We start from the raw sequence: 25960 nt of genomic DNA, 5'->3' as shown, positions 1-25960 counted from the left end.
GGGTGCCGTCCGTCACAATCGCGGCTGTGACCCGGGATACATCAGCCGACACCGCTCAACGCAAAACCGCCCGGATCGACAGATCCGGGCGGTCAACGGTCGTTACGTACCGTCAGGAGGCGGCTACCTCGCTGTAGATTGCCTCGACTTGCAGCTTGATGTCCACTCCGCGCTCCTGGAGGAACGGCACCGGGTCGATCGGCTGCCCCTTGACATGGATCTCCAGGTGCAGGTGGGTGCCGTACGCGTGGCCGGTCTGACCCACCAGACCGAGCTGGTCGCCCGCCTTGATCTGCTGGCCTTCCTTGACGCTCACCGCGGAGGAGTGGCCGTAGATGGCCTCGCTGCCGTCGGCGTGCTGAACGATCACCGCGTTGCCGTACCCACCGAACCAGCCGGCCTTGGTGACCAGCCCGTCGTGGATGGCCACGTAGGGCGTGCCCTCGCCGGCGACCAGGTCCACGCCGGTGTGCAGCTTGCCCCAGCGCATCCCGTACGGGGAGTTGAAGTCGTACCCCTGAAGCGGCAACAGCCAGACCTCGGGCTCGGCGCTGTCCGTGCTGCGGCTGTCCCGGGAGGCGCGGTCGGCGTTGTCCGCACGGGCCGCGGCGTCCTGACTGGTGACCGACGCCTGCTTGAGCTCGTCGAGGACCGTCGGGCTGACGTCCTTGGCGTCCGGCAGGGCGCTCGCGCCGAGGGCCACGATGCCGGCACCGACGAACGCGGTGGTGACGACAGCGGCGTAACGGCTGCGGGGTGGGGTGGGTACGCGGCGGCGACCGCGATATCGATCGGGCTCAGACGACAGGCGCTGGCGCACGCACACCCTCCGTTGTCGGGGTTCCGAAGCGGCCGGTGGGCGTCCCTGAGACTCCAGTGAAGCGTCCGCTGACCGCGTCGTCACCCGTCCATGGACCTGATGACAACCGTGGACACGTTAGCCAACCGCCAGGCGAGTCACAAGCTAGACGGAAAAATTGGCGTGTCGATCTGTCCGTTTGCGTCCGTGATTGTCACGCATCGCGACGCCAAACGGTGCCCCCGTCGCTGCCCGTTCGTCGCCGAGCGTGACCGTTCCGGCGGAGTCGTCCGGCTTGACTCCGAACGGTGTGGGGAGGGCGTCGCCGGCTCGGCCAGAGTGGACCGGGAACGGTGTGGGGCCGACTCCTGCGGGTTGCCGGGTGGACGCGCCGGGTAACGGCCGGTGACAGAGCCCGGATTTCCCGGGCCGGGCCCGCCGGGTTACCGTTCGTTAAGGTGAAGGCGGTCAAGCCGGTGAAAGGTGTGCGCTGATGAGCTCTCGAATTCGGGTCGTCGTCGCGAAGCCTGGTCTGGACGGCCACGACCGGGGCGCGAAGGTCGTCGCGCGCGCCCTGCGGGACGCCGGGATGGAGGTCGTCTACACCGGCCTGCACCAGACCCCCGAGCAGATCGTGGAGACCGCCATCCAGGAGGACGCCGACGCGGTCGGCCTGTCCGTTCTCTCCGGCGCGCACATGACGCTCTTCCGGCGGGTGCTGGAACTGCTCGGTGAGCGGGACGCCCGCGACATCGTCGTGTTCGGTGGCGGCATCATTCCGAACGGCGACATTCCCGAGTTGGAGAAGCTGGGCGTCGCGAAGATCTTCACGCCGGGCGCCACCACCCAGGCGATTGTCGAGTGGGTCCGACAGAACGTGGCCCAGCCGGTTTCCTGAGCCGCGCCGATCTGCTGCGCGAACGGATTTGGGCACGGGGGAGGGGCCGGACGCACCCCTCACACGTCCGGCCCCTCTATGCACGATGCCCCGCCGCCACCCCTCGACCGACAGGGCATCGGCCGTATCCCGTCTTTGCGCTGTTCAGCGCTCCGACACCTGACTCAACGACGCCCCCACGACGGGGTTACGCAAGCCGGACAACATCGCCCGGACGGTGGATGCAGCCCGGGTCATGGCCGGAAACCGGCCACACCTGATGTCCGGTTGTGCATTACCGCACACCGTGCACCCGCTCGGTTGCCGGTGGTGCCGACCTCGCTAGGCTGCGGCCAATGGCCTGTTTCAACTGATGACAGGCGTCAAACTGTTTTTCTTGAACGCTGGTGGCGGCGCGACGGCGCGCCGCGGAGACGGGACGGGACGCGCAATCGTGGACCTGTACGAGTACCAGGGGCGGGACCTGTTCGAGCGGCACGGCTTGCCCGTGCTGGCCGGCGGCGTCGCCACTACCCCGGAAGAGGCCCGCGCGATCGCCGAACGCCTCGGCGGCCGTGTGGTCGTCAAGGCGCAGGTAAAGGTCGGCGGCCGAGGTAAGGCCGGCGGCGTCAAGCTGGCCGAGGGCCCGGATGAGGCGGTGGCCCGGGCCACCGACATCCTCGGCATGGACATCAAGGGTCACACCGTCCACAAGGTCATGATCACGGTGACCGCGGACGTGGCCGAGGAGTACTACTTCTCGTACCTGCTCGACCGGGCGAACCGCACCTTCCTCTGCATCGCCAGCGTCGCCGGCGGCATGGACATCGAGCAGGTCGCCGCCGACACCCCCGACAAGGTCGTGAAGGCCCCGATCGACGCCGTGAAGGGCGTGGACGAGGCCAAGGCCCGCGAGATCGTGACCGCCGCCGGCTTCCCGGCCGAGGTCGCCGACCAGGTGGTCGAGATCGCCGTGGGCCTGTGGCAGGCGTTCGTCGCCGAGGACGCCACCCTGGTCGAGGTCAACCCGCTCGCCAAGAACGGCGACGGGCGGATGCTGCTGCTCGACGCCAAGATCAGCCTGGACGAGAACGCCGCGTTCCGGCACCCGGACCACGAGGCGCTTGTCGACCAGGCCGCGGTGGACCCGCTGGAGCAGGCCGCCAAGGCCAAGGACCTCAACTACGTCAAGCTCGACGGCGAGGTCGGCATCATCGGCAACGGCGCGGGTCTGGTCATGTCGACCCTCGACGTGGTCGCGTACGCCGGTGAGCGGCACGGCAACGTCAAGCCGGCCAACTTCCTCGACATCGGCGGCGGCGCGAGTGCCGCGGTGATGGCGAACGGGCTGGAGATCGTGCTCTCCGACCCGGCCGTGAAGAGCGTCTTCGTCAACGTCTTCGGCGGCATCACCGCCTGCGACGAGGTCGCCAACGGCATCATCCAGGCGCTGGCCCTGCTGGAGCAGCGCGGCGAGCAGGTCACCAAGCCGCTCGTCGTCCGTCTCGACGGCAACAACGCCGAGGCTGGCCGGGCGATCCTGGACAGCGCGAACAACCCGCTCGTGCAGCGGGTGGACACCATGGACGGTGCGGCCGAGCGGGCCGCCGAGCTGGCAGCTGCGGGGGTCTGATCATGGCTATCTGGCTGACCAAGGACTCGAAGGTCATCGTCCAGGGGATGACCGGTTCCGAGGGTTCCAAGCACACCCGGCGGATGCTGGCCGCCGGCACCAACGTGGTGGGCGGCGTCAACCCGCGCAAGGCGGGCCAGAAGGTCGACTTCGACGGCACCGAGCTGCCGGTCTTCGCGTCCGTCGCGGACGCGATGGCCGAGACCGGGGCCGACGTCACCGTCATCTTCGTGCCGCCGCAGTTCACCAAGGCCGCCGTGGTCGAGGCGATCGACGCCGCCATTCCGCTGGCCGTGGTGATCACCGAGGGCGTCCCGGTGCACGACACCGCGTCGTTCTGGGCGTACAACGTGGCGCAGGGCGAGCGGACCCGGATCATCGGGCCGAACTGCCCGGGCATCGCCTCGCCGGGCGCGTCCAACGCCGGCATCATCCCGGCCGACATCACCGGCTCCGGCCGGATCGGTCTGGTCAGCAAGAGCGGCACGCTGACCTACCAGATGATGTACGAGCTGCGCGACATCGGCTTCTCCACCTGCGTCGGCATCGGCGGTGACCCGATCATCGGGACCACCCACATCGACGCCCTCGCGGCGTTCGAGGCCGACCCGGAGACCGACGCCATCGTCATGATCGGTGAGATCGGTGGCGACGCCGAGGAGCGGGCCGCCGAGTTCATCAAGGCCAACGTCACCAAGCCGGTGGTCGGCTACATCGCCGGCTTCACAGCTCCTCCCGGCAAGACCATGGGTCACGCCGGGGCGATCATCTCCGGCTCGGCCGGCACCGCCGAGGCGAAGCAGGCGGCGCTGGAAGCCGTCGGCGTCAAGGTCGGCAAGACGCCGACCGAGACCGCGAAGCTGATGCGGGAGATCATGTCCGGCAGCTGAGCCGGTCAGGCAAGACGAAGGGGGTCGACCGGTTCCGGTCGACCCCCTTCGGCGTACGCGTCAGTCGTTGTTCCAGAACGGGTAGTTGCCGGTCGCGCGCAGGATCGCCCCGCCGATGATGTTGATCACGCCGAACGCGATGGCGAGGTAACCGAGCAACGGCGACTGCCCGTACCGCCGGGCGTCGCGGATGGACAGGTAGCCGAAGACGATGCCGAAGATGCCGCAGCAGATCAGCCCCAGCACGATGCCCAGCACACCCCAGAGGGTGGTTCGGTCGCGTCCCCGGGCCGGTGGTGGCGGGGGAGGCGGGTATGGCGTCGTCACAGCTTCCTCCGAGCGGTCATGGGCGACGTACCGGCCCGGACCGCGACCGGCGAGCCCGTCCCGGGTGGCGGCGACTCGCGCCCCCTCTGGGCCGAGGCTAGACCGGCCCGGGTGGGCAGGACGCCGGTTCGGTGAACTCGCCGTCCTTAGGAGGGGTTAACGGACTGCCACCGCCCGCGCGACGTGCCAGAGTAGAGCGGATGTCCCCCGTCACCCCTGACCGTCCCAGCCGTCCCGGCGGTGTGAGCGCCGACGACCGGCCGGTCGACCGTGCCGCACCGGCCCGGCGGGTGCCCGCGCCCCGCGCGGGCGGGTCGCCGCGCGGGCGTGCGCCGTTGCCCGTCGCCGCCGGGGTGGCCGCCTGCTGGGCCGCCCTCACCTCGTATCTGCCCGTCGCCATCGTGCTCGGCCTGGTGCAGCTCGGCGCGGACTCCACCACCCTGACCGGCACCCTGCGCACCGCGCTGGCCGGCTGGCTGCTCGGGCACGGCGTGCCACTGCACACCGAGTCCGGTCCGCTGGGCCTCGCCCCGCTCGCGCTGACCGTGCTCGCGCTCTGGCGGCTGACCCGCGCCGGCGTGCACGTCAGCCGCGCGATCGGCGCTCGCGACACCCGCTCACCGCGCCGGGCACTGCTCGCCGCGAGTGCGGTCGGCATCGCGTACGCGCTGCTCGGCGCGCTCGCGGCGGTGCTGGTCGGCACCGGCGGGCCGGACGTGTCACTGATCCGGGCGGGTGTCACGTTCGCGGTGGTCGGCACGCTCGCCGCGCTGGTCGGCGCGGTCCGGATCACCGCTGTGACCCGGCTGCTCGTCACCCGGCTGCCGGGCCCGGTGCGCGACGGCGTGCGCACCGGTCTGGTGGCCGCGTTGCTGCTGCTCGGCGCGGGCGCGGGCGCGGCCGGCCTGGCGGTGGCCACCGGCGGCGGCGACGCCGCCGACATGATCGGGGCGTACCGGACCGGGGTCGCCGGGCAGGCCGGCATCACCCTGGTCAGCGTCGCGTACGCGCCCAACGCGGCGGTCTGGTCCACCAGTTACCTGCTCGGGCCGGGCTTCGCGGTCGGGACCGACACCGCAGTCCGCACCAGCGAGGTGTCGGTAGGCGCGCTGCCGGCCGTGCCGCTGCTCGCTGGCCTGCCGCGCGGCCCGGTGGACGGCTTCGGCGCCCTGTTGCTCGCGGTGCCGGTGCTGGCCGGGATGGTGGCCGGCTGGCTGCTCGCCCGTCGGGTGGCTCGACTCGCCGGCCCGGAGCGGGCCGCGCAGCGCTGGGCCGGGTTGCTGGCGCCGGCGGCGCTGGCCGGGCCGGTGGCCGGGGTGGTGCTCGGTGCGGCTGCCGCGGTCTCCGGCGGGCCGCTCGGCGCCGGTCGGCTGGCTCAGGTCGGGCCGGTGGGTTGGCAGGTCGGGGCGGTGGCGGCCGGTGTCATCGCGGTCGGCGCGCTGCTCGGCGCCGCCGCCACCCGGGCACTGGCTCGCGGGCCCGCGCAGTAGACGAGCGCGGGGCGCCCCGAGCGAACCCGGAGCGCCCCGTCGATTCCGAGCCCGTCAGGGCTGGGTGGGCAGGTTGACCTGCGCCACGACGCTCAGGATGAGCAGCAGGATGCCCAGCCCGACGCCGACCGCGCCGCAGATCAGACCGGCCTTGGCCTGGCCGGCGTTGTTGGCCTGGCCCTGGGCCACCTTCTGCTTGGCGAGATAACCGGTCACGATGCCCGCGATGCCGAGCGGGATGCCCAGGTACAGGCAGCAGACCAGCGGGATCGACGCGATACCGAGGATCATCGACACCAGGCCGAGGGTGTTGTTCTGCCCCTGCGCCTGCGGGTACCCGGCGTTCGGGTACGTCGGGCCGGCGCCGTACGGCGGCTGCTGCTGCGCGTACGGGTCGTGCGGCTGCTGGCCGTACGGCTGCCCCGAGGTGGGCTGCTGACCGTACGGGGCCTGCGGCGCGGCGTACGGATCCTGCGGCTGCTGGCCGTACGGCTGGCCGGAGGTGGGCTGCTGGCCGTACGGGGCGGCCGGCGGCTGGGGAGCGGTCGGGTCCTGGTTGGGCTGCTGGCCGTACGGGTCCTGACCGGGGTTACCGGGCTGCATTCGAGAAGCTCCTTGGACTTGTTCCGTCAGTTGGTGCTCTTTGTTTCCATCCATGATCGCGGTCAGTCCTCCCAAAGCCCAGTACAGCAACAGGACGACATGTCTCCCAAAGCAGGCAAACCTGCTCTTGTCGAGCGCTCAGCTGTCGGTCAGTGGTGCCTGGGCGGGTGCAGAGCAAAGGGCGTGTGCCGGATCAGGGGCGGTGTGTGGGCCGGCGCGTCGTTCGGCCCGAGCGAGCGGCAGCGTATCGGGTCGACGCACATCGGCACTGTCGAAGATCGGCGCGTGGCCCAGCCGAAGGGCGTCCCTGACCTGCCCGATAGGGTGGCCCGGTGACCGAGCCCGCGCCTGTCGCCCGCATCGTCGTCCTCATCTCCGGCTCCGGGAGCAACCTCCAGTCGCTGCTGGATGCCGCCGCCGACCCCGCGTACGGCGCACAGGTCGTCGCGGTCGGCGCGGACCGCGACGGCATCGCGGGCCTGGACCGGGCCGACGCGGCGGGGGTGCCGACCTTCGTCGAGCGGGTCCGCGACCACGACACCCGGGAGGACTGGGACCGCGCGCTCACCGCGCACGTCGCGAAGCACCAGCCCGACCTGGTCATCTCGGCCGGTTTCCTCAAGCTGGTCGGGCCGCACTTCCTCGCCGCCTTCGGCGACCGCTACCTGAACACGCACAACACGCTGCTGCCGGCGTTCCCCGGCATCCACGGCCCGCGTGACGCCCTCGCCTACGGCGTGAAGCTCACCGGAGCCACCCTCTTCTTCGTCGACGCCGGCATGGACACCGGGCCGATCGTCGCGCAGGTCGCGGTGCCGGTGCTGGACGACGACGACGTCGACACGCTCACCGAGCGCATCAAGGAAGCCGAGCGGCGCCAGCTCGTCGAGCAGGTCGGTCGGCTGGTCCGCGAAGGCTGGACCATCACCGGAAGGAAGGTCACGGTTCCGTGAGTCCCACTCAGGACGGGCGCCGCCCGATCAGGCGGGCGCTGGTCAGCGTCTACGACAAGACCGGGCTGGTCGAGCTGGCTCAGGCCCTGCACGCGGCCGGCGTGGAGATCGTGTCCACCGGCAGCACGGCGGGCACCATCGCCGCCGCCGGGGTGCCGGTGACGCCGGTGGAGACGGTGACCGGCTTCCCCGAGGTGCTCGACGGTCGGGTGAAGACCCTGCACCCGAAGGTGCACGCGGGTCTCCTCGCGGACCTGCGCAAGGACACGCACGTGGCACAGCTCGACGAGCTGGGCGTGGCGGCGTTCGACCTGCTGGTCTCCAACCTCTACCCCTTCCAGGCGACCGTCGCCTCCGGCGCCGACGTCGAGGAGTGCGTGGAGCAGATCGACATCGGTGGCCCGGCCATGGTGCGGGCCGCCGCCAAGAACCACGCCTCGGTCGCCGTGCTCACCGACCCGGCCGGCTACCCGGCGCTGATCGGCGCGCTCAGCGAGGGCGGCTTCACCCTGGCCCAGCGCCGTGCGCTGGCCGCCCGGGCGTTCGCCGACATCGCCGAGTACGACGTCGCGGTGGCCCAGTGGTGCGCCCAGGAGCTGGCTCCGGCCGACGACTGGTGGCCGCAGTTCGCCGGTCTGGCGCTGCGCAAGTCGACAGCGCTGCGCTACGGCGAGAACCCGCACCAGCCGGCCGCGCTCTACACCGACCCGGACGCCCCGGCGGGGCTGGCCCAGGCCGAGCAGCTGCACGGCAAGGAGATGTCGTACAACAACTACGTCGACGCGGACGCCGCCTGGCGGGCCGCGAACGACTTCGCCGACCAGCCGGCGGTGGCGATCATCAAGCACGCCAACCCGTGCGGCATCGCGGTCGGCGCGGACGTCGCCGAGGCGCACCGCCTGGCGCACGCCTGCGACCCGGTGTCGGCGTTCGGCGGCGTCATCGCGGTCAACCGGTCGGTCTCGGTCGCGCTGGCCCGGCAGGTCGCCGAGATCTTCACCGAGGTGGTGGTCGCGCCCGGCTTCGACGAGGGCGCGGTCGAGGTGTTGCAGGGCAAGAAGAACATCCGGCTGCTGCGGGCACCGGCCTGGAAGCCGGCGCTGGTGGAGTTGCGGCAGGTGACCGGTGGCGTGCTGGCCCAGGTCGCCGACCGGGTGAACGCTCCCGGCGACGACCCGGCCAATTGGCAGTTGGCGACCGGCGAGGCCGCCGACGAGGAGTTGCTGCGGGACCTCGCGTTCGCCTGGCGGGCGGTCCGCGCGGTGAAGAGCAACGCGATCCTGCTCGCCAAGGGCGGCGCCACCGTCGGGGTCGGCATGGGTCAGGTCAACCGCGTCGACTCGGCCCAGCTCGCGGTCACCCGCGCCGGCGCCGACCGGGCCCGCGGCTCGGTCGCCGCCTCGGACGCGTTCTTCCCGTTCGCCGACGGTCCGCAGATCCTCATCGACGCCGGCGTCCGCGCCATCGTGCAGCCCGGCGGCTCCATCCGCGACGAAGAGGTCATCGAAGCAGCCAAGAAGGCCAACGTAACGATGTACCTAACAGGCACCCGCCACTTCTTCCACTAACCCCCCCACCCCCCGGGGCTCGACCCCGTCGATCATGAAGTTATTGCCCTGCACGTCGGCGTGTCAGGGCAATAACTTCATGATCAACGGCAGGGATCGGGTGGGGTCAGGCCGTGGTTGTCGGGCGGAGTTCGGCGAAGTGGCAGGCGGACGGGTGGGGGTCCGCCGCCCTCGGGACCGTTGCCGGGTCTTCGACGGCGCAGACTTCCTGGGCCTTCCAGCAGCGGGTCCGGAAGTGGCACCCGCTCGGCGGGTCGGCCGGGCTGGGCACGTCGCCGACCAGCCGGATCATGTTGCGCTGGTCCCGGGCCTCCGGGTCCGGCACCGGCACGGCCGAGAGCAGAGCCTGGGTGTACGGGTGGGTGGCCCGCTCGTAGATCTCGTCCTCGGTGCCGATCTCGACGATCCGGCCGAGGTACATCACCGCGACGCGGTCGGCGATGTGCCGCACCACGGACAGGTCGTGCGCGATGAAGATGTACGAGAGCCCCAGCTCGCCCTGGAGCTGCTTGAGCAGGTTGATCACCTGGGCCTGGATGGAGACGTCCAGCGCCGACACCGGCTCGTCGCAAACGATCACCTCGGGCTTCAGCGCGAGGGCGCGGGCGATGCCGATGCGCTGACGCTGACCGCCGGAGAACTGGTGCGGGTACCGGTTGATGTGCTCGGGGTTGAGCCCGACCAGGTCCAACAGCTCCTGGACCCGCTTGGCCTTGCTGCCCTTCGGCGCGGCGTCCGGGTGGATCTCGAACGGCTCGCCGATGATGTCGCCGACGGTCATCCGCGGGTTCAGCGAGGTGTACGGGTCCTGCATCACCATCTGCATGTTGCGGCGCAGCCGGCGCAGCTCGCCCCCGGAAGCCTTGAACAGGTCCTTGCCCTCCAGGGTGGCACCTCCGGAGGTGGGCGTCTCCAGCCGCATCAGCAGCCGGGCGAGGGTGGACTTGCCGCAGCCGGACTCGCCGACCACGCCGAGCGTCTCGCCCCGACGCAGCTCGAAGCTCACTCCGTCGACGGCCTTCACCGCCCCGATCTGCCGCTGGAACAGCACGCCCTGAGTGATCGGGAAGTGCTTCACCAGATTGTCGACGGAGAGGATGGTCTCGCCGCGGACCTTGGTGGGGTTAGCGGGCGACGCTGTCATCACGGACCTCCTGCGCGAAGTGGCAAGCGCTGGTCCGGCCGTCGCCGAGGACCAGGTCGTGCGGCACCTCGTCCACGCAGACCTGCTGGACGTACGGGCACCGGGGGTGGAACGGGCAGCCGGACGGGATGCGCATCAGGTTCGGTGGCAACCCCTTGATCGTCGACAGCTCCTGGCCGCGGACGTCCAGGCGCGGGATCGACTCCAACAACCCCTTGGTGTACGGGTGGGCGGGCGCCTTGTAGAGCGAGCGGACGTCGGCGTGCTCGACGATCCGGCCGGCGTACATGACCGCGATCCGGTCCGCGACACCGGCGACCACGCCCAGGTCGTGGGTAATCAGGATCATCGCCATGTTGAGTTCCCGACGCAGGTCGGCCAGCAGGTCCATGATCTGGGCCTGCACTGTCACGTCGAGTGCCGTGGTGGGCTCGTCGGCGATCAGCACCTTCGGGTCCAGCGCCAACGCCATGGCGATCATGACGCGCTGCCGCATACCGCCGGAGAACTGGTGCGGGTAGTCACCGATCCGCTTCGCGGCACCCGGGATCTTGACCAGATCCATCAGTTCGATGGCACGACGTCGAGCGTCGGCTCGGGACATGCCGGCGCGCTGGCGCAGCGTCTCGCCGATCTGCCATCCGACCGGGAAGACCGGGTTGAGGGCGGAGAGCGCGTCCTGGAAGATCATCGCGATCTCCTTGCCGCGTACCTGCCGGCGCTGCTCCTCGGACTGGGTGAGCAGGTCCTGACCCTGGTAGAGGATCTGGCCGGAGCGGACGAACGCGGGCGGGGTGTCCAGGATGCCCATGATCGCCTGGGCGGTGACCGACTTACCCGAGCCGGATTCGCCGAGCACGGCAAGCGTCTCGCCGGCGTCCAGGTGGTACGACACGCCGTTGATCACCCGGGCGACACCCTCGTTGGTGCGGAACTCGACGTGCAGGTCCCGCAACTCCAGCAGGTGACCCCCCTCAGGTGTGGCGGAGGCGGGCGTGGGATTGATGGTCATGACTGTGCCTGCCTTTCGCTCGCGACTGCGGGGCTCGCTTCGCTCACTCCTCGCGCTCGCATGTGAGGGATCACCGCAGCTTCGGGTCGAAGGCGTCACGGATCGCGTCGCCGAGCATGATGAACGCCAGCACGGTCAGCGCCAGGAAGGCCGACGGGACGATCAACGGGGTGGCCGCCTCCCGCATGTGGATCCGGCCGGTGTCGATGTCCTGGCCCCACGAGATGGTGGGCGCCTTCAGGCCGATGCCCAGGAAGGAGAGCGTCGCCTCGGCCGCGATGAACGAGCCGAGCGCGATGGTCAGCACGACGATCGCCGGGGCCAGCGAGTTCGGCAGGATGTGCCGCCACATGATCCGGCTGTTGCCGGCGCCGAGCATCCGGGCCGCCGCGACGTAGTCCTGCTCCTTCGCGGTGATCACCGAGGACCGGACCACGCGGGCGGCGGTGGTCCAGCCGAGCAGGGCCAGCACGAAGACCACCGCGCCGATCCGAGCCCACTGGCTGTCACTGGACACCCGCTTGAGCAGCACGATCGCGGCCAGCAGCAGCGGGATGCCGAGCACCACGTCGATCACCCGGGAGAGCACCGCGTCGACCCAGCGGCCGAAGTAACCGGCCAGCATGCCGATCACCAGCGCGATGATCCCGGTGCCGAGCGCGGCGAGCGCGCCGACCAGCAGCGACGCGCGGGTGCCGTAGACCGCCCGGGAGAACGTGTCGCAGCCCTGGAAGTCGTACCCGAAGATGGCCCCGCCGGACGGCCCGGCGTGCTGCCGGGAGAGCAGGCAGTCGTTCGGGCTGTTGGCGGTGAACACCCCGGGGAGGAGCGCCATCAGGGTGAAGATGACGACCAGCGCCAGCGAGATCCAGAAGATCGGATTGCGGCGCAGGTCGCGCCAGGCGTCCCCGGCCAGGCTGCGAGGCTTCTGTGGGGCGCCGACCTGGTTGGGTGCGCCCGGCTCCCCCGAGGGGCCACGTCGCGCGGCCTGGTTCTCGGTGGCCGCCACAGTCTCAAAGTCACTCATGCCGCCACCTCGCTGCGCTTACTCATAGCGGATCCTCGGGTCGAGTACGGCGTACAGGACGTCCACCACCAGGTTCGAGACCAGGTAGACCACGACGAGCACGCTGACGATGCCCACCACCAGGGGGCCGTCCTCGGTGCGGATGCCGCGGAACAGGTTGAAGCCCACGCCGGGGATGTTGAAGACGCCCTCGGTGATGATCGCGCCGCTCATCAGGTTGCCCAGTTCCACACCGAGGAAGGTGACCACCGGGATCAGCGAGTTGCGCAGCACGTGGACGATGACGATGCGCCGCTTTACCAGGCCCTTGGACCGGGCGGTCCGGACGTAGTCCGCGCGCAGGTTCTCCGCCACCGAGGCCCGGGTGAGTCGCAGGGCGGTGGCCAGCGACAGCGAGCCGAGCACGATGCCCGGCAGCAGGAGCGCGTAGAACGTCGGGTCGGAGCCGGCGGTGGGTGGGAACAGCTGCCACTTGACGCCCAGGAAGTACTGCGCCAGCGGCGCCAGCACGATGGTCGGGATGCCCAGCACCAGCAGGGTCAGCACCAGCGTCGAGTTGTCGAAGATGCTGGCCCGACGTATGCCGGCGAGCACCCCGGCGGTGACGCCGAAGATGATCGCCACAGCGAGGGCGATGAGCGCGAGCCGCACGGTGACCGGCCAGGCCGACTGGAGGATGTCACCGATGTTCCGACCGGTGAGCGACTCGCCCAGGTTGCCCTGGAGCAGGTTCTTCACGTAGTCGAAGTAGCGGTAGAAGAACCCGCCGACGCCCGTGGCGTCCAGGTGGTACCTCTCGGTCAGGTAGGCCCGTTGCGCGGGCGTCACCGGCCGTTCGCCGGCGAGCGCCTGGATCGGGTCGCCCTGCCCGGCGAATGTCAGCGCGTAGACGATCAGGGTGGTCCCGAAGAACGCCAGGACCATCTGCAGTAGGCGCCGCAGGATGTAGCGGAACATGCTTAGCAGTCTCTCCGGAAATGTGCGAAAGGGTCGCAGGACGGCATCTCTGGTCGTACCCGAAATATCTGATACATGCCGTCCGGCCCGGGGGAGCCGGCACCACCGACGCCGGGTCCGCTGCTGCGGCCCGGCCCCGGTGGCGCGGTCCGGGCCACCCGGGCTTCGTCGCCCGGGTGGCCCGCACCATGGTCAGCTCAGCTGGCTGCTTCGATCTTGACGAGGTTGACCCGCTGGAACAGGTCCATCTCCACGTTCTTGACCTTGGACGAGTGGCCGAACACGTTCTCGCCGAAGCGGAGCGGGATCACCGGCATCTCCTTGGCCAGGATGTCCTCCGCCTGCTGGTACTTGGCGATCGCCTCGTCCTGCGTCTTGGCGGCGGAACCCTCCTTGACCAGCTTGTCGAACTCCGGGTTGCTGTAGCCGTAGTAGTTCGACGAGCCGTTCGTGCTGTACAGCGGGCCGAGGTAGTCCTCCATGGTCGGGTAGTCCATGACCCAGCCCATCCGGAACGCACCCACCGGCGTCTTCTTTTCGACCTTGGTCAGCAGGTCGGCGAACTTCGGCTCGGCCGAGCCGACCGCGTCCACGCCCAGGTTGGCCTTGAGCTGGTTGACGGTGGCGTCGACCCAGTCCTTGTGCCCGCCGTCGCCGTTGTACGAGATGACGATCTTCGACGGACCGCCGGCGGCCTGGTAGAGCTTCTTGGCCTCGGTCGGGTTGAACTCGCCGGCCTTGCCAGCGGTGTTCTCCCGGTAGCCCGGCAGGACCGGCGAGACGAAGGAACGCGCCGGCGTCTGCGAGCCCTTGAAGACCGACTTGGTGATCTCGTCACGGTCGATCGCCATCGAGATGGCCTTGCGCACGTCCGGGTTGCTGTAGTCCTTGTCGAACGTCGGGAACGCCAGGAACTGGAACGACGACATCGGGCTGGTCTTGTACCGGTCACCCAGGTCGGTCGGGGCGGTGCTCAGGCTCTCGGTCGGGATCGTGGGCAGCACGTCCAGGTTGTCCGCCAGGACGTCCGCGTAGGCCGCGGTGAGCTGCTGGTAGATCCGGAACTCGATGTTCTTGACCTTGGGCTTCTCGCCCGGGTACGCGTCGTAGCGCTCGACGTCGATCTTGCTGTCGTGCTGCCAGGCGCCCTTCATCTTGAAGGGGCCCTGCCCGATCGGCGCCTGCTCGTAGGAGTCCTTGAGCACGCCCGGAGCCGAGAACGCGGCGTCCGGCATCGGGTAGAACGCGTTGTAGCCAAGCGTCGTCTTGAAGTCGATGTACGGCTCGGAGAGCGTCGCGGTGAAGGTGAGGTCGTCGACCTTCTTCAGACCGGACATCTCCTTGGCCTTCGGCGCCTTGCCCTGCAGGTCGGCGTAACCAGCGATCTTCTCGAAGAAGAAGTTGCTGTCCTGGCCGTTCGGGGCGTACGCGCCGTAGTTCCACGCGTTGATGTAGTCCTCGGACGTCACCTTCTCACCGTTGTGGAAGGTGAAGCCGTCCTTGAGCTTGATCGTCCAGACCTTGTTGTCGGTCGAGGTGATCGACTGCGCGGCGACCTCGTACGGCTTGTTCTGGGCGTCGTAGTCGACGAGCGGGCTGAACAGGCCGGCGAGCACCTGCGACCCGGACGTCTCGGTGGTGTTGGTGGGAACCAGGTGCTTCGGCTCGGCGATCTGGATGCTGACCGCCGAACTGTCGCTGCCACCGGATCCACCGTCTCCGCCGCTGCCGCAGGCCGCGAGGCCCAGCGTCACCGCGAGCGGGAGGGCGGTCCAGGCGGCGAGTCTACGAACTCGCATTGAGCCTCCTCATCTCCTCACGCTGCGCAGTCAGGCCCGACGCTGGGTTACGCTGCGCAACAAGCGGTAACGGTAGGTCGGTGGTGGGCCTTCGACAACGACGCGGTTGCGGGTGGGTAACGGTCCGGGGTTGCCTCCCTTGTCGGGAGCGAGCGAGTCTGCTAGACGAAACCGTGTCTAGCGGGGGCAGCCTGCGGAAATTCGAAGGGTTGACGGGTCCGTTGGGTCTACCTGGGTCGGGCCAACGGCTTCTGGGGTGGGGGTCCGGCCTTCGTCGGCGGACTGCCGACCTGTCTGGTTCGATCGTGATCGAATCCACAGATTGTGACCGAGAGTGACTAGGAACACGTCACACACGGTTATCTGGACGGGAGCCCGCTCAACCTGACCCGATCGCCGGCACCTCGCCGTGGCGGCGGACGACCCGAGGCCGAGGTCGTCGGAACCGCAGGTGTCGGCCGTGAGACGATCTGGTCGTGACGGCGACGCTTCTCGACGGCAAGGCAACCGCAACGGAGATCAAGGACGAGCTGCGCATACGGGTGAAGGCACTCGCGGAACGCGGCATCATCCCCGGGCTCGGCACGGTCCTGGTCGGTGCGGACCCGGGCAGCCAGGCGTACGTCAACGGAAAGCACCGCGACTGCGCCGAGGTGGGCATCGCCTCGATCCGTCGCGAACTGCCGGCCGACGCCACCCAGCAGCAGGTCGACGACGTGCTGGCCGAGCTGAACGCCGACCCGGCGTGCCACGGCTACATCGTCCAACTGCCGCTGCCGGCCCACCTCGACACCCAGCGGGTGCTCGAGTTGATCGACCCGGACAAGGACGCCGACGGCCTGCACCCGGTCAACCTGGGCCGCCTCGTGCTCGGCTACGACGGTCCGCTGCCGTGCACCCCGCGCGGCATCGTCGAGTTGCTCCGCCGGCACGACGTGGCGCTGCGCGGTGCCACCGTCGCGGTGGTCGGTCGCGGCAACACCGTCGGCCGACCGCTCGGCCTGCTGCTCACCAGGCGCAGTGAGAACGCCACGGTCACCCTGTGCCACACCGGCACCCTCGACCTCGCCTCGCACACCCGCGCCGCCGACATCGTCATCGTCGCGGCCGGCGTACCGGGTCTGCTCACCGCCGACATGATCAACCCGGGCGCCGTGGTGGTGGACGTCGGCATCACGCGCGTGATCGGCGCGGACGGCAAGGGCCGCTACACCGGTGACGTGGCCCCGGAGGTCGCCGAGACGGCCGGCGCCCTCGTCCCCATGCCCGGCGGCGTGGGCCCGATGACCCGGGCCATGCTGCTCAGCAACGTCGTGGAGCGCGCAGAGCGCGGCTGACCCGCACGTAAGCAGTGCCGAACCAGGACGGCGGTGACGTTCACCCCATCCCGGCGATGGCCGCCGCCCCTGGCCCGATCGGTGCCAGGATGACTGATACGGTCCGGAAAACCGACTGGTATCAGGGAGTGGGACGACCATGGGTAAGAAGGTCACTGTCGTCGGGGCTGGCTTCTACGGCTCCACCACCGCACAGCGCCTGGCCGAGTACGACGTCTTCGACACCGTAGTGATCACCGACATCGTGGAGGGCAAGCCCGCGGGCCTCGCGCTCGACCTCAACCAGTCCCGGGCCATCGAGGGCTTCGAGACCAAGGTCGTCGGCGTGACCACCGGCCCGAACGGTGAGGGCTACGAGAGCATCGAGGGCTCCGACGTCGTCGTGATCACCGCTGGTCTGCCGCGCAAGCCGGGCATGAGCCGGATGGACCTGCTGGAGACCAACGCCAAGATCGTCCGTCAGGTCGCCGAGAACGTCGCCAAGTACGCCCCGAACGCCGTCGTCATCGTGGTCTCCAACCCGCTGGACGAGATGACCGCGCTGGCCCAGCTCGCCACCCAGTTCCCGAAGAACCGGGTGCTCGGCCAGGCCGGCATGCTCGACACCGCCCGGTTCAGCAACTTCGTCGCCGAGGCGCTGAACGTGCCGGTGGCGTCGGTACGCACGCTGACCCTGGGCTCGCACGGCGACACCATGGTCCCGGTGCCGTCGAAGAGCACCGTCAACGGCAAGCCGCTGCGTGACGCGATGCCGGCCGAGCAGATCGAGGAGCTGGTCGTCAAGACCCGCAACGGTGGCGCCGAGGTGGTCGCGCTACTCAAGACCGGTTCGGCCTACTACGCCCCGTCCGCCGCCGCGGCCCGGATGGCGAAGGCCGTCGCGGAGGACTCCGGCGAGGTCATGCCGGTCTGCGCCTGGGTCGACGGCGAGTACGGCATCTCCGGTGTCTACCTGGGTGTCGAGGCCGAGATCGGCGCCGAGGGCGTCAAGCGGGTCGTCGAGACCGACCTGGACGCCGACGAGCGCGCCAGCCTCCTGGAGGCCGCCGAGGCCGTCCGCGCCAAGCAGGGCGACATCTCCAGCATGTAGTTCCCCCGAACCACCGCACCACCGAAGGGCGCGCCGGCAAAGCCGGCGCGCCCTCACTGCGTGCGCCCCGCCCGGCCCCGGCCCGGCCCCACCCGGCCCGGCCCGCCCGGCCCCGGCCCGGCCCCGCCCGGCCCCGCCCGGCCCCGCCCGGCCCCGCCCGGCCCGGCTCGCCCCGGCCCCGCCCGGCCCGGCTCGCCCCGGCCCCGCCCGGCCCGGCTCGCCCCGGCCCCGCCCGGCCCGGCTCGCCCCGGTTGATCAAGAGGTTTGCGTCACCACAGCGGCGATTCCTGACGCAAACCTCTTGATCAACCAGGAGGGGTGGGCGGCGGCGGGATCAACCAGGAGGGGTGGGCGGCGGCGGGATCAACCAGGAGGGGTGGGCGGGGTGGGACGGGGACGGGGTGGGGGTGGGGTGGGTGGGTGGGGCGGCGGTCGGGAGGCGCGCAACTTCGGGGATGTTGCTGCCTCGGGGGCTGGGGAGGCAGCACTTTCGCTGATGTTGCGCGGATTTCCAGTCGAGATCGTGCTTGATCCTGGTTGTAGTGGTCTCTGGGGGCTTGGGTTGCGCCTATATCCGGGATCGAGGGGGATCTTGGCCGGCTCGGCGGGTGATCTACGGGGACGGGTGGGGGGTGAAGGGGGCGGACAGGTGGGGGGTGGCCAGGACAGTGGGGGAGTGGGTGTGGAGGGCGGCCAGCCGGGAGGTGCGGGCGAGTTCCGGGTCCTCCTCGTGGGCGTACGCCAGGTCGGGGTCGACGAGCTGCACCATGTGCACCAGCAGGTCGCCGGTGAGCAGCATCCGTTCGTCGGCCGAGGTCAGGAGCACCGACTGGTGACCGGGGGTGTGGCCGGGGGTGGGCAGCAGACGTACCGCTGGGGTGAGGGCGGTCTCGCCGTCGACCACCCGGAGCTGGCCGGCGGCGCGCAAGGGCGCGATCAGGCCGGCCGGCAGCCCGGGGTTGAGCGTCTCCGCCGCGTCGAGTTCGGCGCGTTGCAGGAGGTAGCTCGCGTTCGGAAAGTACGGCCGCCCCGGCGCGCCGGTGACCGCCCAGCCGATGTGGTCGCTGTGCAGGTGGGTCAGGACGACGGTGTCGACGTCGGCCGGGTCGATGCCCGCGGCGGCCAGCTCGGCGGGCATCCGGCCGGGCACGGGTGCCCAGCTCGCGGCGGGTGCGTCGGTCGGGCCGATGCCGGTGTCGACCAGGGTGACCGGCCCGTCGCCGGCGCGGATCGCGAAGCTGCGGAACGGCAGCCACCACTGCCCGTCGGCGGTCACCGAGCCGGGGTCGCGCCGGTCGGCCTCCACCCAGTGCGCAGCCGTGGCCTGCGGAAACGCCTCCGCGCGGGGCTGGAAGAAGGCACCCTCACCGTCGGTGAGTGCGGTGACCGTGATAGACCCGAGGGTGCGGTTCAGTGGCATCGGACGATGATTCCAGGGCATTCCTGTTCCGTGCAGCCCGGTTCCGCCGGCCGGTCGAGGCCGGCTGGGGGCTGCCGGCCCAATTGCAGTACGCTCGTACTGCTTGAGCACGTGTCCCCCGAGAGGAGCGCCGGCCGATGGCGAAGATCAAGGTAAACAACCCGGTCGTAGAACTCGACGGCGACGAGATGACCCGGATCATCTGGAAGCAGATCCGGGAGCAGCTGATCCTGCCCTACCTCGACGTCGACCTGCACTACTACGACCTGTCGATCCAGCACCGCGACGAGACCGACGACCAGGTCACGATCGACGCCGCCAACGCCATCAAGGAGCACGGCGTCGGCGTCAAGTGCGCGACCATCACCCCGGACGAGGCCCGGGTCGAGGAGTTCGGCCTGAAGAAGATGTGGCGGTCGCCCAACGGCACCATCCGCAACATCCTCGGCGGCGTCGTCTTCCGTGAGCCGATCATCATGTCCAACGTGCCGCGGCTGGTCCCCGGCTGGACCAAGCCGATCATCATCGGCCGGCACGCCCACGGTGACCAGTACAAGGCCACCGACTTCGTCGTCCCCGGCCCGGGCACGGTGACCATCACCTACACCCCGGCCGACGGCGGCGCGCCGATGGAGATGGAGGTCGCCAACTTCCCCGGCGGCGGCATCGCCATGGGCATGTACAACTACGACGAGTCGATCCGGGACTTCGCCCGGGCGTCGTTCCGGTACGGGCTGGACCGCAACTACCCGGTCTACCTGTCCACCAAGAACACCATCCTCAAGGCGTACGACGGCCGGTTCAAGGACATCTTCGCCGAGGTGTTCGAGACCGAGTTCAAGGCCGAGTTCGACGCCGCCGGTATCACCTACGAGCACCGGCTCATCGACGACATGGTCGCCGCCGCGCTCAAGTGGGAGGGCGGCTACGTCTGGGCCTGCAAGAACTACGACGGTGACGTGCAGTCCGACACCGTCGCGCAGGGCTTCGGCTCGCTGGGCCTGATGACCTCCGTCCTGCTCTCCCCGGACGGCCGGACCGTCGAGGCCGAGGCCGCGCACGGCACGGTCACCCGGCACTACCGGCAGTACCAGAAGGGCGAGAAGACCTCGACCAACCCGATCGCGTCGATCTACGCGTGGACCCGGGGCCTGGCCCACCGGGGCAAGCTGGACGGCACCCCGGCGGTCACCGAGTTCGCCAACACCCTGGAGCAGGTCATCGTCGACACCGTCGAGGGTGGCCAGATGACCAAGGACCTCGCGCTGCTCATCTCGCGCGACGCCCCGTGGCTGACCACCGACGAGTTCATGAACGCGCTCGACGAGAACCTGGCCCGCAAGATCGCCGCCTGATCCAGGCGTACCGCGTCATCGGAGCCCGCCGGCACTCCTGCCGGCGGGCTTCGGCGTGTCTGGCGTCGCCGCGCCGGTCGGCGTCACTAAGGCCGGCGCGCCTCGTTGACCAGGATGGACGAGATGCCAGTCGCGTCCAAGGAAGGTTGACCACGGTCGACCCGCGGCACCCGTGCGCCGATCAGCCAGCCTTCCCGGCTGTGCCGTGCACAGCCAGCCGTCCCTTCCCTGCGGGGGGCCCTGTCCCGGGCCCCCCGCGCCCTGTTTCCCGCCAAGCTCATGCCGCGCCAAGCTCAGGCACCGCGCACGGCGGGGTCGCGCCAAGCTCAGGCACCGCGCACGGCGGGGTCGCGCCAAGCTCAGGCACCGCGCACGGCGGGCCGCTCAGGCGGCGCGCAGCAGGTCGGCGGCGCGTTCCGGGGCGATGTCGTTGATGAAGACGCCCATCCCGGACTCGGAGCCCGCCAGGTACTTCAGCTTGTCCTTGGCCCGCCGGATGCTGAACAGCTGTAGGTGCAGGTGGCCCAGCTCGCGGTCGGCCCGCACGGGCGCCTGGTGCCAGGCCGAGATGTACGGCATCGGCATGTCGAACAGGCCGTCGAAGCGGCGCAGCAGATCCAGGTAGAGCGGCCCGAAGGCGTCCCGCTCGCTGTCGCTGAGCGCCGAGATGTCCGGCACCACGCGGTGCGGCGCGATGTGCACCTCGAACGGCCAGCGCGCGGCCGCCGGGACGAACGCCGTCCAGTGTTCGTTCTCGGTGACCACCCGGTCGCCGGTGGCGCGCTCGGCGGCCAGCACGTCCGCGTACAGGTTGCCCCCGCCGGTCCGCTCGGCGTGCCGGCGCGCCGCGGCCAGCAGCGCGCGGGTGCGCGGCGTCACGAAGGGGTACGCGTAAATCTGCCCGTGCGGGTGGTGCAGCGTGACACCGATCTCGACGCCGCGGTTCTCGAAACAGAAGACCTGTTCGACACCGGGCAGTTCGCCGAGCACCTGGGTGCGGTCGGCGAGCGCGTCCAGCACGGTGCGGACCCGGCGCGGAGGCAGGCTGGCGAAGGAGGCGTTGTGGTCGGACGTGAAGCAGACCACCTCGCACCGGCCGAGGCCCGGCCGGACCGGCGTGAACGGGGTGATCTCCCCGGGCTCCTCGGCGACCCGGCCGCTCAGCGACGGGAACCGGTTCTCGAAGACCACCACGTCGTAGTCGGGGGCGGGGATCTCGGTCAGCCGGTCGCCCGCCGACGGGTCGAGGGGGCACTCGTTCGCCGGTGGGAGGAAGGTGCGGGTCTGCCGGTGTACGGCTACCGCCACCCACTCGTCGGTCAACGGGTCGTAGCGCAGCTGCGACGCGGGGGGAGGCGGGGGCAGGTCCCGGCGGTCCGGCTGGTCGCGGACCGCGTCGTCGCGCTCGTCGAAGTAGATCAGCTCCCGGCCGTCGGCCAGGTCGATCGCGGTGCGCTTCACGGCGCCGTCCCCTCAGTTGTCGGCGTGCGCGTCACGCGGCCCGCCCCTGTCGCCTTCACCATGATCAGTTCGCCCACCTGTTCGCCGAGTACCCGTCGTGCGGGTGGAGGCAACCGGTCGTCGCTGACCAGTACGTGGGCCGCCGCCAACTCGACGATCGAGGAGATGCCCACCGTGCCCCACTTGGTGTGGTCGGCGAGCACCACCAGCCGGTCGGCCGCGGCCACGAGCGCCCGATCGGTCTCCGCCTCCATCAGGTTCGGGGTGGTGAAGCCGGCCCGCTCGGTGATGCCGTGGACGCCCAGGAAGAGCAGGTCCAGGTGCAGTGACCGGACGGCCCCGACCGCGAGTGGACCGACCAGCGCGTCCGACGGTGTGCGTACGCCGCCGGTGAGCACCACCGTCTGGTCCGGGCGGCCACCGGCGTGCATGATCTCGGCCACCGGCAGCGAGTTGGTCACGACGGTCAGCTCGGGCACGTCCACCAGCCGGCGGGCCAGCTCGGCCGTGGTGGTGCCGGCGGAGAGCGCGACCGCCGCTCCCGGCCGGACCAGCTGGGCCGCCCGGTCGGCGATGGCGGCCTTCTCCGGCAGTTGGCGGACCGACTTGGCGTGGAAGCCCGGCTCGTCGGTCGAGCTCGGCCCGGTGGTCGTGGCACCGCCGTGCACCTTGGCCAGCAGGCCGCGCTCGTGCAGCGCATCCAGGTCACGCCGGATGGTCATGTCGGACACGCCGAACTCGCCTGCCAACTCGCTGACCCGGACGCCGCCGGTGGAGCGGACCCACTCCAGGATGGCCGCCTGCCGCTGCTGAGCGAGCATCAGCCGTGCCTCCCCGGACGTCCACGACCTCACGCGGTCAAACGTGTTCCAACAAAGATGAACACTAGCGCGTAGCGGTCAGCGGTGGAAGGAACGGGTACGGCGACGACTCAGGCGGTGGCGATCTTCAACTCCACCCAGCCGGTCTCGGTCAGGTGGTGCAGCACCGCCTGCACCGCGTCCGGCACGCTCAGGTCGGTGGTGTCGAGCACCAGATCGGCGTCGGTCGGCTCCTCGTACGGGTCGTCGATGCCGGTCATCCCGGTGAGCAGGCCGGCCCGCGCCCGCGCGTACAGGCCCTTACGGTCCCGCCGCTCGCACACCTCCAGCGGGGTGGCCACGTGCACCAGCACGAAACCCGCCCCGGCGGCGAGGGCCATCTCCCGGGCGGTGGCGCGGGCCGCCGCGTACGGGGCGATCGGGCAGCAGATGCCCACCCCACGGTGCCGGGCGATCTCGGCGGCCACCCAGCCGATCCGCCGGACGTTGAGATCCCGGTCGGCCTTGCTGAAGCCCAGCCCGGCGGAGAGTTCCCGGCGCACCACGTCCCCGTCGAGCAGGGTCACCGTGCGGTCGCCGTTCTCCCGCAGCGCGTCCGCCAGCCCTCGGGCGATCGTCGACTTGCCGGAGCCGGAGAGGCCGGTCAGGAAGACCACCAGCCCTCGTTGCCGACGCGGCGGCCGGGCCCGGGCCAACTCCCGCGCCACGGCGGGCGGGGTGTGCCACTCCGGTAGCGGGAAACCCCGGTCGAGCAGGTCGTCGATCTCCGGCTGGGTCAGCGCGAGCCGGCGGTTGCGCGGTGGGATGTCCTCCCGCCAACGCCACTGCCCGTCCCGGTTGTCGTAGGCGAGTTCGCGCGGCACCAGCACCCGCAGCCCGGCACCGGAGAGCATCTCCCCGGTAGAGAGCAGGTGGGTGACCCCGTACGCGGCGGAGACCCGGGCGCGCAGCAACGCGTCACTGATCTCCTCGCGTCGGTGCGACAGCGGCACCGCGACCAGGGTGGCGGGCGGCATCCGGTCCCGGGCGGCGAAGATCGCACGGACCAGCGCCTCCGGCGGGAGCCCGTCGGCGCCGCCCTCACCGACCGGGATCATCACGAGCAGATGAGCGGCCAGGGTGCGGGCGGCATGGGCGATCTGGGCGAGCTGCGGACGGTGCAACGGCCGATCGGCGATCACGCCGAGCACCCGGCCCGGGGGCAGCAGCGCGCGGACCTCCTCCGGGTTACGGCGCAGTCGCTGGAACGGACCGTGCCCACCGTCGCCCAGTCGCCGGACCTGACCGCCCACCCCCGCCACGCCGTCGCGCACCGGCCAGACGTCGGCCACGTCCAGGGCGGCCGCCGGGGCGCCCTCCCCGTCGGTCAACACGAGCGCCCGGCGAGCCGGGTCGCGCGGATCGAAGCTCTGCGCCAGTGCGGCCGGCACCTGGAGGACGACCGCGACCTGCCACGGCGTGCCGTCGGCCAGCCGGCCGCGTCGGCTGACCGAGACCAGGTCGGCGCGGGTCATGAAACCAGTCAGAGGGGCGTACGCGCCGGTCAGCAGCAGCTCCAGATCCGCGAGCTCACCGGGACGTGGCGTGTACGCCGGTGCGTCCCGTAGCACCTCGTCGGGCAGCACCCAGCCGTTGCTCATCCACACCCCCCACTCGCTGACCGGCACACAGTTTCGCAGCCGACCGCCGATCGGTCGAGGGCGCCACTCCACGACCCGCGCGGGCGGATCAGCGCTTGATCCGTCGGCCTACCGCCGACCGCACCCGGTTCCACACCTTCCGCTCGTCGCGGATCCGGGGTCGCGACCCGTCGGCCCGGCAGATGAACAGCAGCGGCAGTCGCGCGTCCTCGGTCCAGCCCACGTTGGTGATCCGGGCCTTGAGCATCCAGCTGCCCCGGGTCCGGCCCCCGTTGAGAGCACCGAAGTCGATCGTGGCGGTGCCCCGGTGCACCAGGTGGACGGTGTCCGCCGGCGTCGTACCGGTGATCCGCTCGGTCTCGAAGGTCGTCGGGATGAAGATCTCGTCGCCGGTCTCGCGGCGACGGGCGACCAGATCCAGGCGGGCCTTGCGGACCTGCGCGGTGGAGTCGAGCACCTCGGGCGCGATCTCCTCCATCGGAAGGACCAGCACGTCGCGGCCGTCGTCGGAGCGGAAGCCGACCGGCTGGTTCGCGGAACGCAGCTCGGCGGCGACGGTCACCGTGATGGAGTTGTCGACGTGCTGGAGTTCGTCGACCCTGCCGTGTGCCGCGATCCCCGCCTCCCAGCGGGCAAGGCGCCGCAGGTCGGCGAAACGACCCCGTTCCGTCAGGTACGCCACGGCCCGGAGCAGGGGCGGCAGCCCGCCGGCGACGCCCGGAGCGAACCGTTCCTGGATGATTCGCTGGCTCTCCAGCGCGACCTGCTGCGCCCAGTCCTCCGGGGCGTCCAGTAGCCGCTTACCCCGCAGTCGGCTGAGCATCTCGTTGCGCAGCCAGCGCCGGTGCAGTCGGTCGCGCAGCTGGCCCGGCTCGGTGTTGGCGTCGACGATGTCCAGTGCGTCGCGCACGGCCGCGTAGTAGCTCGACGGCTCCAGCAGGGCCGCGGTGACGTTGCGCGCGTCGCGCCGGAGGATGTGGTGGTAGCAGGTGTAGTCGGACAGCACCGAGGTGTGTCGGGACTTGAAGTAGGCCCGAACGACAAGCGAGTGGTCCTCCAGCCGACGCTTGCCGCCCTCCGGAAATCGCAGGTCGTGCTCGACGAGGAATGCGCGTCGGAACAGCTTGTGGCAGGTCAGGCTGTCGATCAGCGGCGAATTCGCCAGGGTGGCGGCGGGGCGGTTCTTCCGGAACAGCTCCCGCGGCACGAAGCGCCCGTACCCGGCCATCTTGCCGATGACGATGTCCGCGTCGTTCGCCTTCGCGTACGCGTAGAGCCGTTCGAGGGCCTCGTCGGCGAACCAGTCGTCGTCGTCGGCGAAGAAGACGTACTCGCCGCGGGCGTGGTCGACGCCGAGATTCCGCGGGCGCGACGGCCAGCCGGAGTTCTCGATGTGCAGCACCCTCATGTGGGCGTGCTGTGCGGCCAGCCGGTCCAGGCGCTCGGCGGTGTCGTCGGTCGAGCCGTCGTCGACGAAGATCGCTTCGAACTCGTCGGCGGGCAGTGACTGGCGCAGCAGTGAGGCGATGAGTTTTTCGATGTGCTGGCCGGAGTTGTACGCCGGCACCACGACGCTCACCTTGGGGACGCCCGCCTCGGCCATCAGGACCCCTTCCCGCGTCGTCGGTCGATCACCAGACGGGTCGATGTCTGGTGAACGGGAGGTGAATGGTGTCACCTTTGGTGTGTCTTTCCCGAGGCGGGGTCGGGCCGGACGCGGGACCGGCGGAAACGTCGCCAGAGCCGCGCCGGGGACC

Annotated in this window: 22 protein-coding genes; 9 read left to right on the top strand and 13 right to left on the bottom strand. The window is 70.5% G+C overall.

Annotation, left to right across the window (positions count from 1 at the left end):
* Positions 1 to 112 precede the first annotated feature (112 nt).
* On the bottom strand, positions 113 to 820 hold the full coding sequence (locus ACIBD9_RS13600) for a M23 family metallopeptidase (RefSeq protein WP_366335683.1): 708 nt from the start codon (positions 818 to 820) through the stop codon (positions 113 to 115).
* A gap of 472 nt (positions 821 to 1292) precedes the next feature.
* Between ACIBD9_RS13600 and ACIBD9_RS13595 the strand changes: the two genes are divergently transcribed.
* From ACIBD9_RS13595 to sucD, 3 genes are all read left to right on the top strand, one after another.
* A complete protein-coding gene (locus ACIBD9_RS13595; protein WP_030491849.1) occupies positions 1293 to 1697 on the top strand; it encodes a cobalamin B12-binding domain-containing protein in 405 nt (134 codons plus the stop codon).
* 433 nt (positions 1698 to 2130) lie between these two features.
* Positions 2131 to 3309 (top strand): ADP-forming succinate--CoA ligase subunit beta, encoded by a 1179-nt coding sequence (sucC, locus tag ACIBD9_RS13590; protein WP_030491850.1) that lies wholly within the window; start codon positions 2131 to 2133, stop codon positions 3307 to 3309.
* Between the two features lie 2 nt (positions 3310 to 3311).
* The gene (gene sucD, locus ACIBD9_RS13585; RefSeq protein WP_238657516.1) at positions 3312 to 4199 is read left to right on the top strand and encodes a succinate--CoA ligase subunit alpha; all 888 of its coding nucleotides are present in this window, start codon (positions 3312 to 3314) and stop codon (positions 4197 to 4199) included.
* Between the two features lie 60 nt (positions 4200 to 4259).
* Here sucD and ACIBD9_RS13580 read toward each other — a convergent pair whose 3' ends face one another.
* Positions 4260 to 4526, bottom strand: a complete 267-nt coding sequence (locus tag ACIBD9_RS13580) for a DUF4190 domain-containing protein (RefSeq protein ID WP_357764197.1) — start codon at positions 4524 to 4526, stop codon at positions 4260 to 4262.
* Between the two features lie 200 nt (positions 4527 to 4726).
* On the opposite strand from ACIBD9_RS13580, the gene ACIBD9_RS13575 reads away from it, so the two are divergent.
* Positions 4727 to 6016 (top strand): DUF6350 family protein, encoded by a 1290-nt coding sequence (locus ACIBD9_RS13575; protein WP_396717366.1) that lies wholly within the window; start codon positions 4727 to 4729, stop codon positions 6014 to 6016.
* Positions 6017 to 6070: 54 nt separating this feature from the next.
* On the opposite strand, the gene ACIBD9_RS13570 is transcribed toward ACIBD9_RS13575, so the two are convergent.
* A complete protein-coding gene (locus ACIBD9_RS13570; RefSeq protein ID WP_396717363.1) occupies positions 6071 to 6619 on the bottom strand; it encodes a DUF4190 domain-containing protein in 549 nt (182 codons plus the stop codon).
* A 332-nt stretch (positions 6620 to 6951) separates the two neighbouring features.
* On the opposite strand from ACIBD9_RS13570, the gene purN reads away from it, so the two are divergent.
* Positions 6952 to 7572, top strand: a complete 621-nt coding sequence (gene purN / locus ACIBD9_RS13565; protein ID WP_091406347.1) for a phosphoribosylglycinamide formyltransferase — start codon at positions 6952 to 6954, stop codon at positions 7570 to 7572.
* Positions 7569 to 9140, top strand: a complete 1572-nt coding sequence (gene purH, locus ACIBD9_RS13560) for a bifunctional phosphoribosylaminoimidazolecarboxamide formyltransferase/IMP cyclohydrolase (RefSeq protein ID WP_396717360.1) — start codon at positions 7569 to 7571, stop codon at positions 9138 to 9140. Before purN ends, purH begins: the two co-directional genes overlap by 4 nt.
* A 106-nt stretch (positions 9141 to 9246) precedes the next feature.
* Here purH and ACIBD9_RS13555 read toward each other — a convergent pair whose 3' ends face one another.
* The 5 genes from ACIBD9_RS13555 to ACIBD9_RS13535 form a co-directional block, all read right to left on the bottom strand.
* On the bottom strand, positions 9247 to 10284 hold the full coding sequence (locus ACIBD9_RS13555) for an ABC transporter ATP-binding protein (RefSeq protein ID WP_396717358.1): 1038 nt from the start codon (positions 10282 to 10284) through the stop codon (positions 9247 to 9249).
* Complete coding sequence (locus tag ACIBD9_RS13550) at positions 10265 to 11296, bottom strand: ABC transporter ATP-binding protein (protein ID WP_396717356.1); 1032 nt, start codon at positions 11294 to 11296, stop codon at positions 10265 to 10267. Before ACIBD9_RS13550 ends, ACIBD9_RS13555 begins: the two co-directional genes overlap by 20 nt.
* Before the next feature lie 70 nt (positions 11297 to 11366).
* Entirely contained in the window at positions 11367 to 12323 is a 957-nt protein-coding gene (locus ACIBD9_RS13545) for an ABC transporter permease (RefSeq protein ID WP_387169218.1), read from the bottom strand.
* A gap of 18 nt (positions 12324 to 12341) precedes the next feature.
* On the bottom strand, positions 12342 to 13280 hold the full coding sequence (locus tag ACIBD9_RS13540) for an ABC transporter permease (RefSeq protein ID WP_396717354.1): 939 nt from the start codon (positions 13278 to 13280) through the stop codon (positions 12342 to 12344).
* A gap of 197 nt (positions 13281 to 13477) precedes the next feature.
* A complete protein-coding gene (locus tag ACIBD9_RS13535) occupies positions 13478 to 15079 on the bottom strand; it encodes an ABC transporter substrate-binding protein (RefSeq protein ID WP_396717351.1) in 1602 nt (533 codons plus the stop codon).
* Between the two features lie 476 nt (positions 15080 to 15555).
* On the opposite strand from ACIBD9_RS13535, the gene ACIBD9_RS13530 reads away from it, so the two are divergent.
* Positions 15556 to 16416 carry a bifunctional methylenetetrahydrofolate dehydrogenase/methenyltetrahydrofolate cyclohydrolase gene (locus ACIBD9_RS13530; protein WP_396717349.1) on the top strand — a complete coding sequence of 287 codons (861 nt, stop codon included), beginning with the start codon at positions 15556 to 15558 and terminating at the stop codon, positions 16414 to 16416.
* Between the two features lie 139 nt (positions 16417 to 16555).
* The gene (locus tag ACIBD9_RS13525) at positions 16556 to 17506 is read left to right on the top strand and encodes a malate dehydrogenase (protein WP_112583765.1); all 951 of its coding nucleotides are present in this window, start codon (positions 16556 to 16558) and stop codon (positions 17504 to 17506) included.
* A 613-nt stretch (positions 17507 to 18119) separates the two neighbouring features.
* Here ACIBD9_RS13525 and ACIBD9_RS13520 read toward each other — a convergent pair.
* Positions 18120 to 18926, bottom strand: coding sequence for an MBL fold metallo-hydrolase (locus ACIBD9_RS13520; protein WP_396717347.1), 807 nt, complete (start codon positions 18924 to 18926; stop codon positions 18120 to 18122).
* 137 nt (positions 18927 to 19063) lie between these two features.
* On the opposite strand from ACIBD9_RS13520, the gene ACIBD9_RS13515 reads away from it, so the two are divergent.
* Positions 19064 to 20281, top strand: coding sequence for an NADP-dependent isocitrate dehydrogenase (locus ACIBD9_RS13515; protein WP_355428202.1), 1218 nt, complete (start codon positions 19064 to 19066; stop codon positions 20279 to 20281).
* Positions 20282 to 20665: 384 nt separating this feature from the next.
* On the opposite strand, the gene galT is transcribed toward ACIBD9_RS13515, so the two are convergent.
* From galT to ACIBD9_RS13495, 4 genes are all read right to left on the bottom strand, one after another.
* Complete coding sequence (gene galT / locus ACIBD9_RS13510) at positions 20666 to 21742, bottom strand: galactose-1-phosphate uridylyltransferase (RefSeq protein ID WP_396717345.1); 1077 nt, start codon at positions 21740 to 21742, stop codon at positions 20666 to 20668.
* A complete protein-coding gene (locus ACIBD9_RS13505; protein ID WP_396717343.1) occupies positions 21739 to 22563 on the bottom strand; it encodes a DeoR/GlpR family DNA-binding transcription regulator in 825 nt (274 codons plus the stop codon). Before ACIBD9_RS13505 ends, galT begins: the two co-directional genes overlap by 4 nt.
* 110 nt (positions 22564 to 22673) lie before the next feature.
* Positions 22674 to 24203 carry an adenylyl-sulfate kinase gene (cysC, locus tag ACIBD9_RS13500; protein WP_396717341.1) on the bottom strand — a complete coding sequence of 510 codons (1530 nt, stop codon included), beginning with the start codon at positions 24201 to 24203 and terminating at the stop codon, positions 22674 to 22676.
* Between the two features lie 88 nt (positions 24204 to 24291).
* Positions 24292 to 25806, bottom strand: coding sequence for a glycosyltransferase family 2 protein (locus tag ACIBD9_RS13495; protein WP_396717339.1), 1515 nt, complete (start codon positions 25804 to 25806; stop codon positions 24292 to 24294).
* Positions 25807 to 25960 lie beyond the last annotated feature (154 nt).

It is taken from the genome of Micromonospora sp. NPDC050784 (genome assembly GCF_044456765.1).
GTDB lineage: Bacteria > Actinomycetota > Actinomycetes > Mycobacteriales > Micromonosporaceae > Micromonospora > Micromonospora foliorum.
Note: the sequence above shows the minus strand (reverse complement) of the source record. Positions and strands in the feature narration are given on the sequence as shown.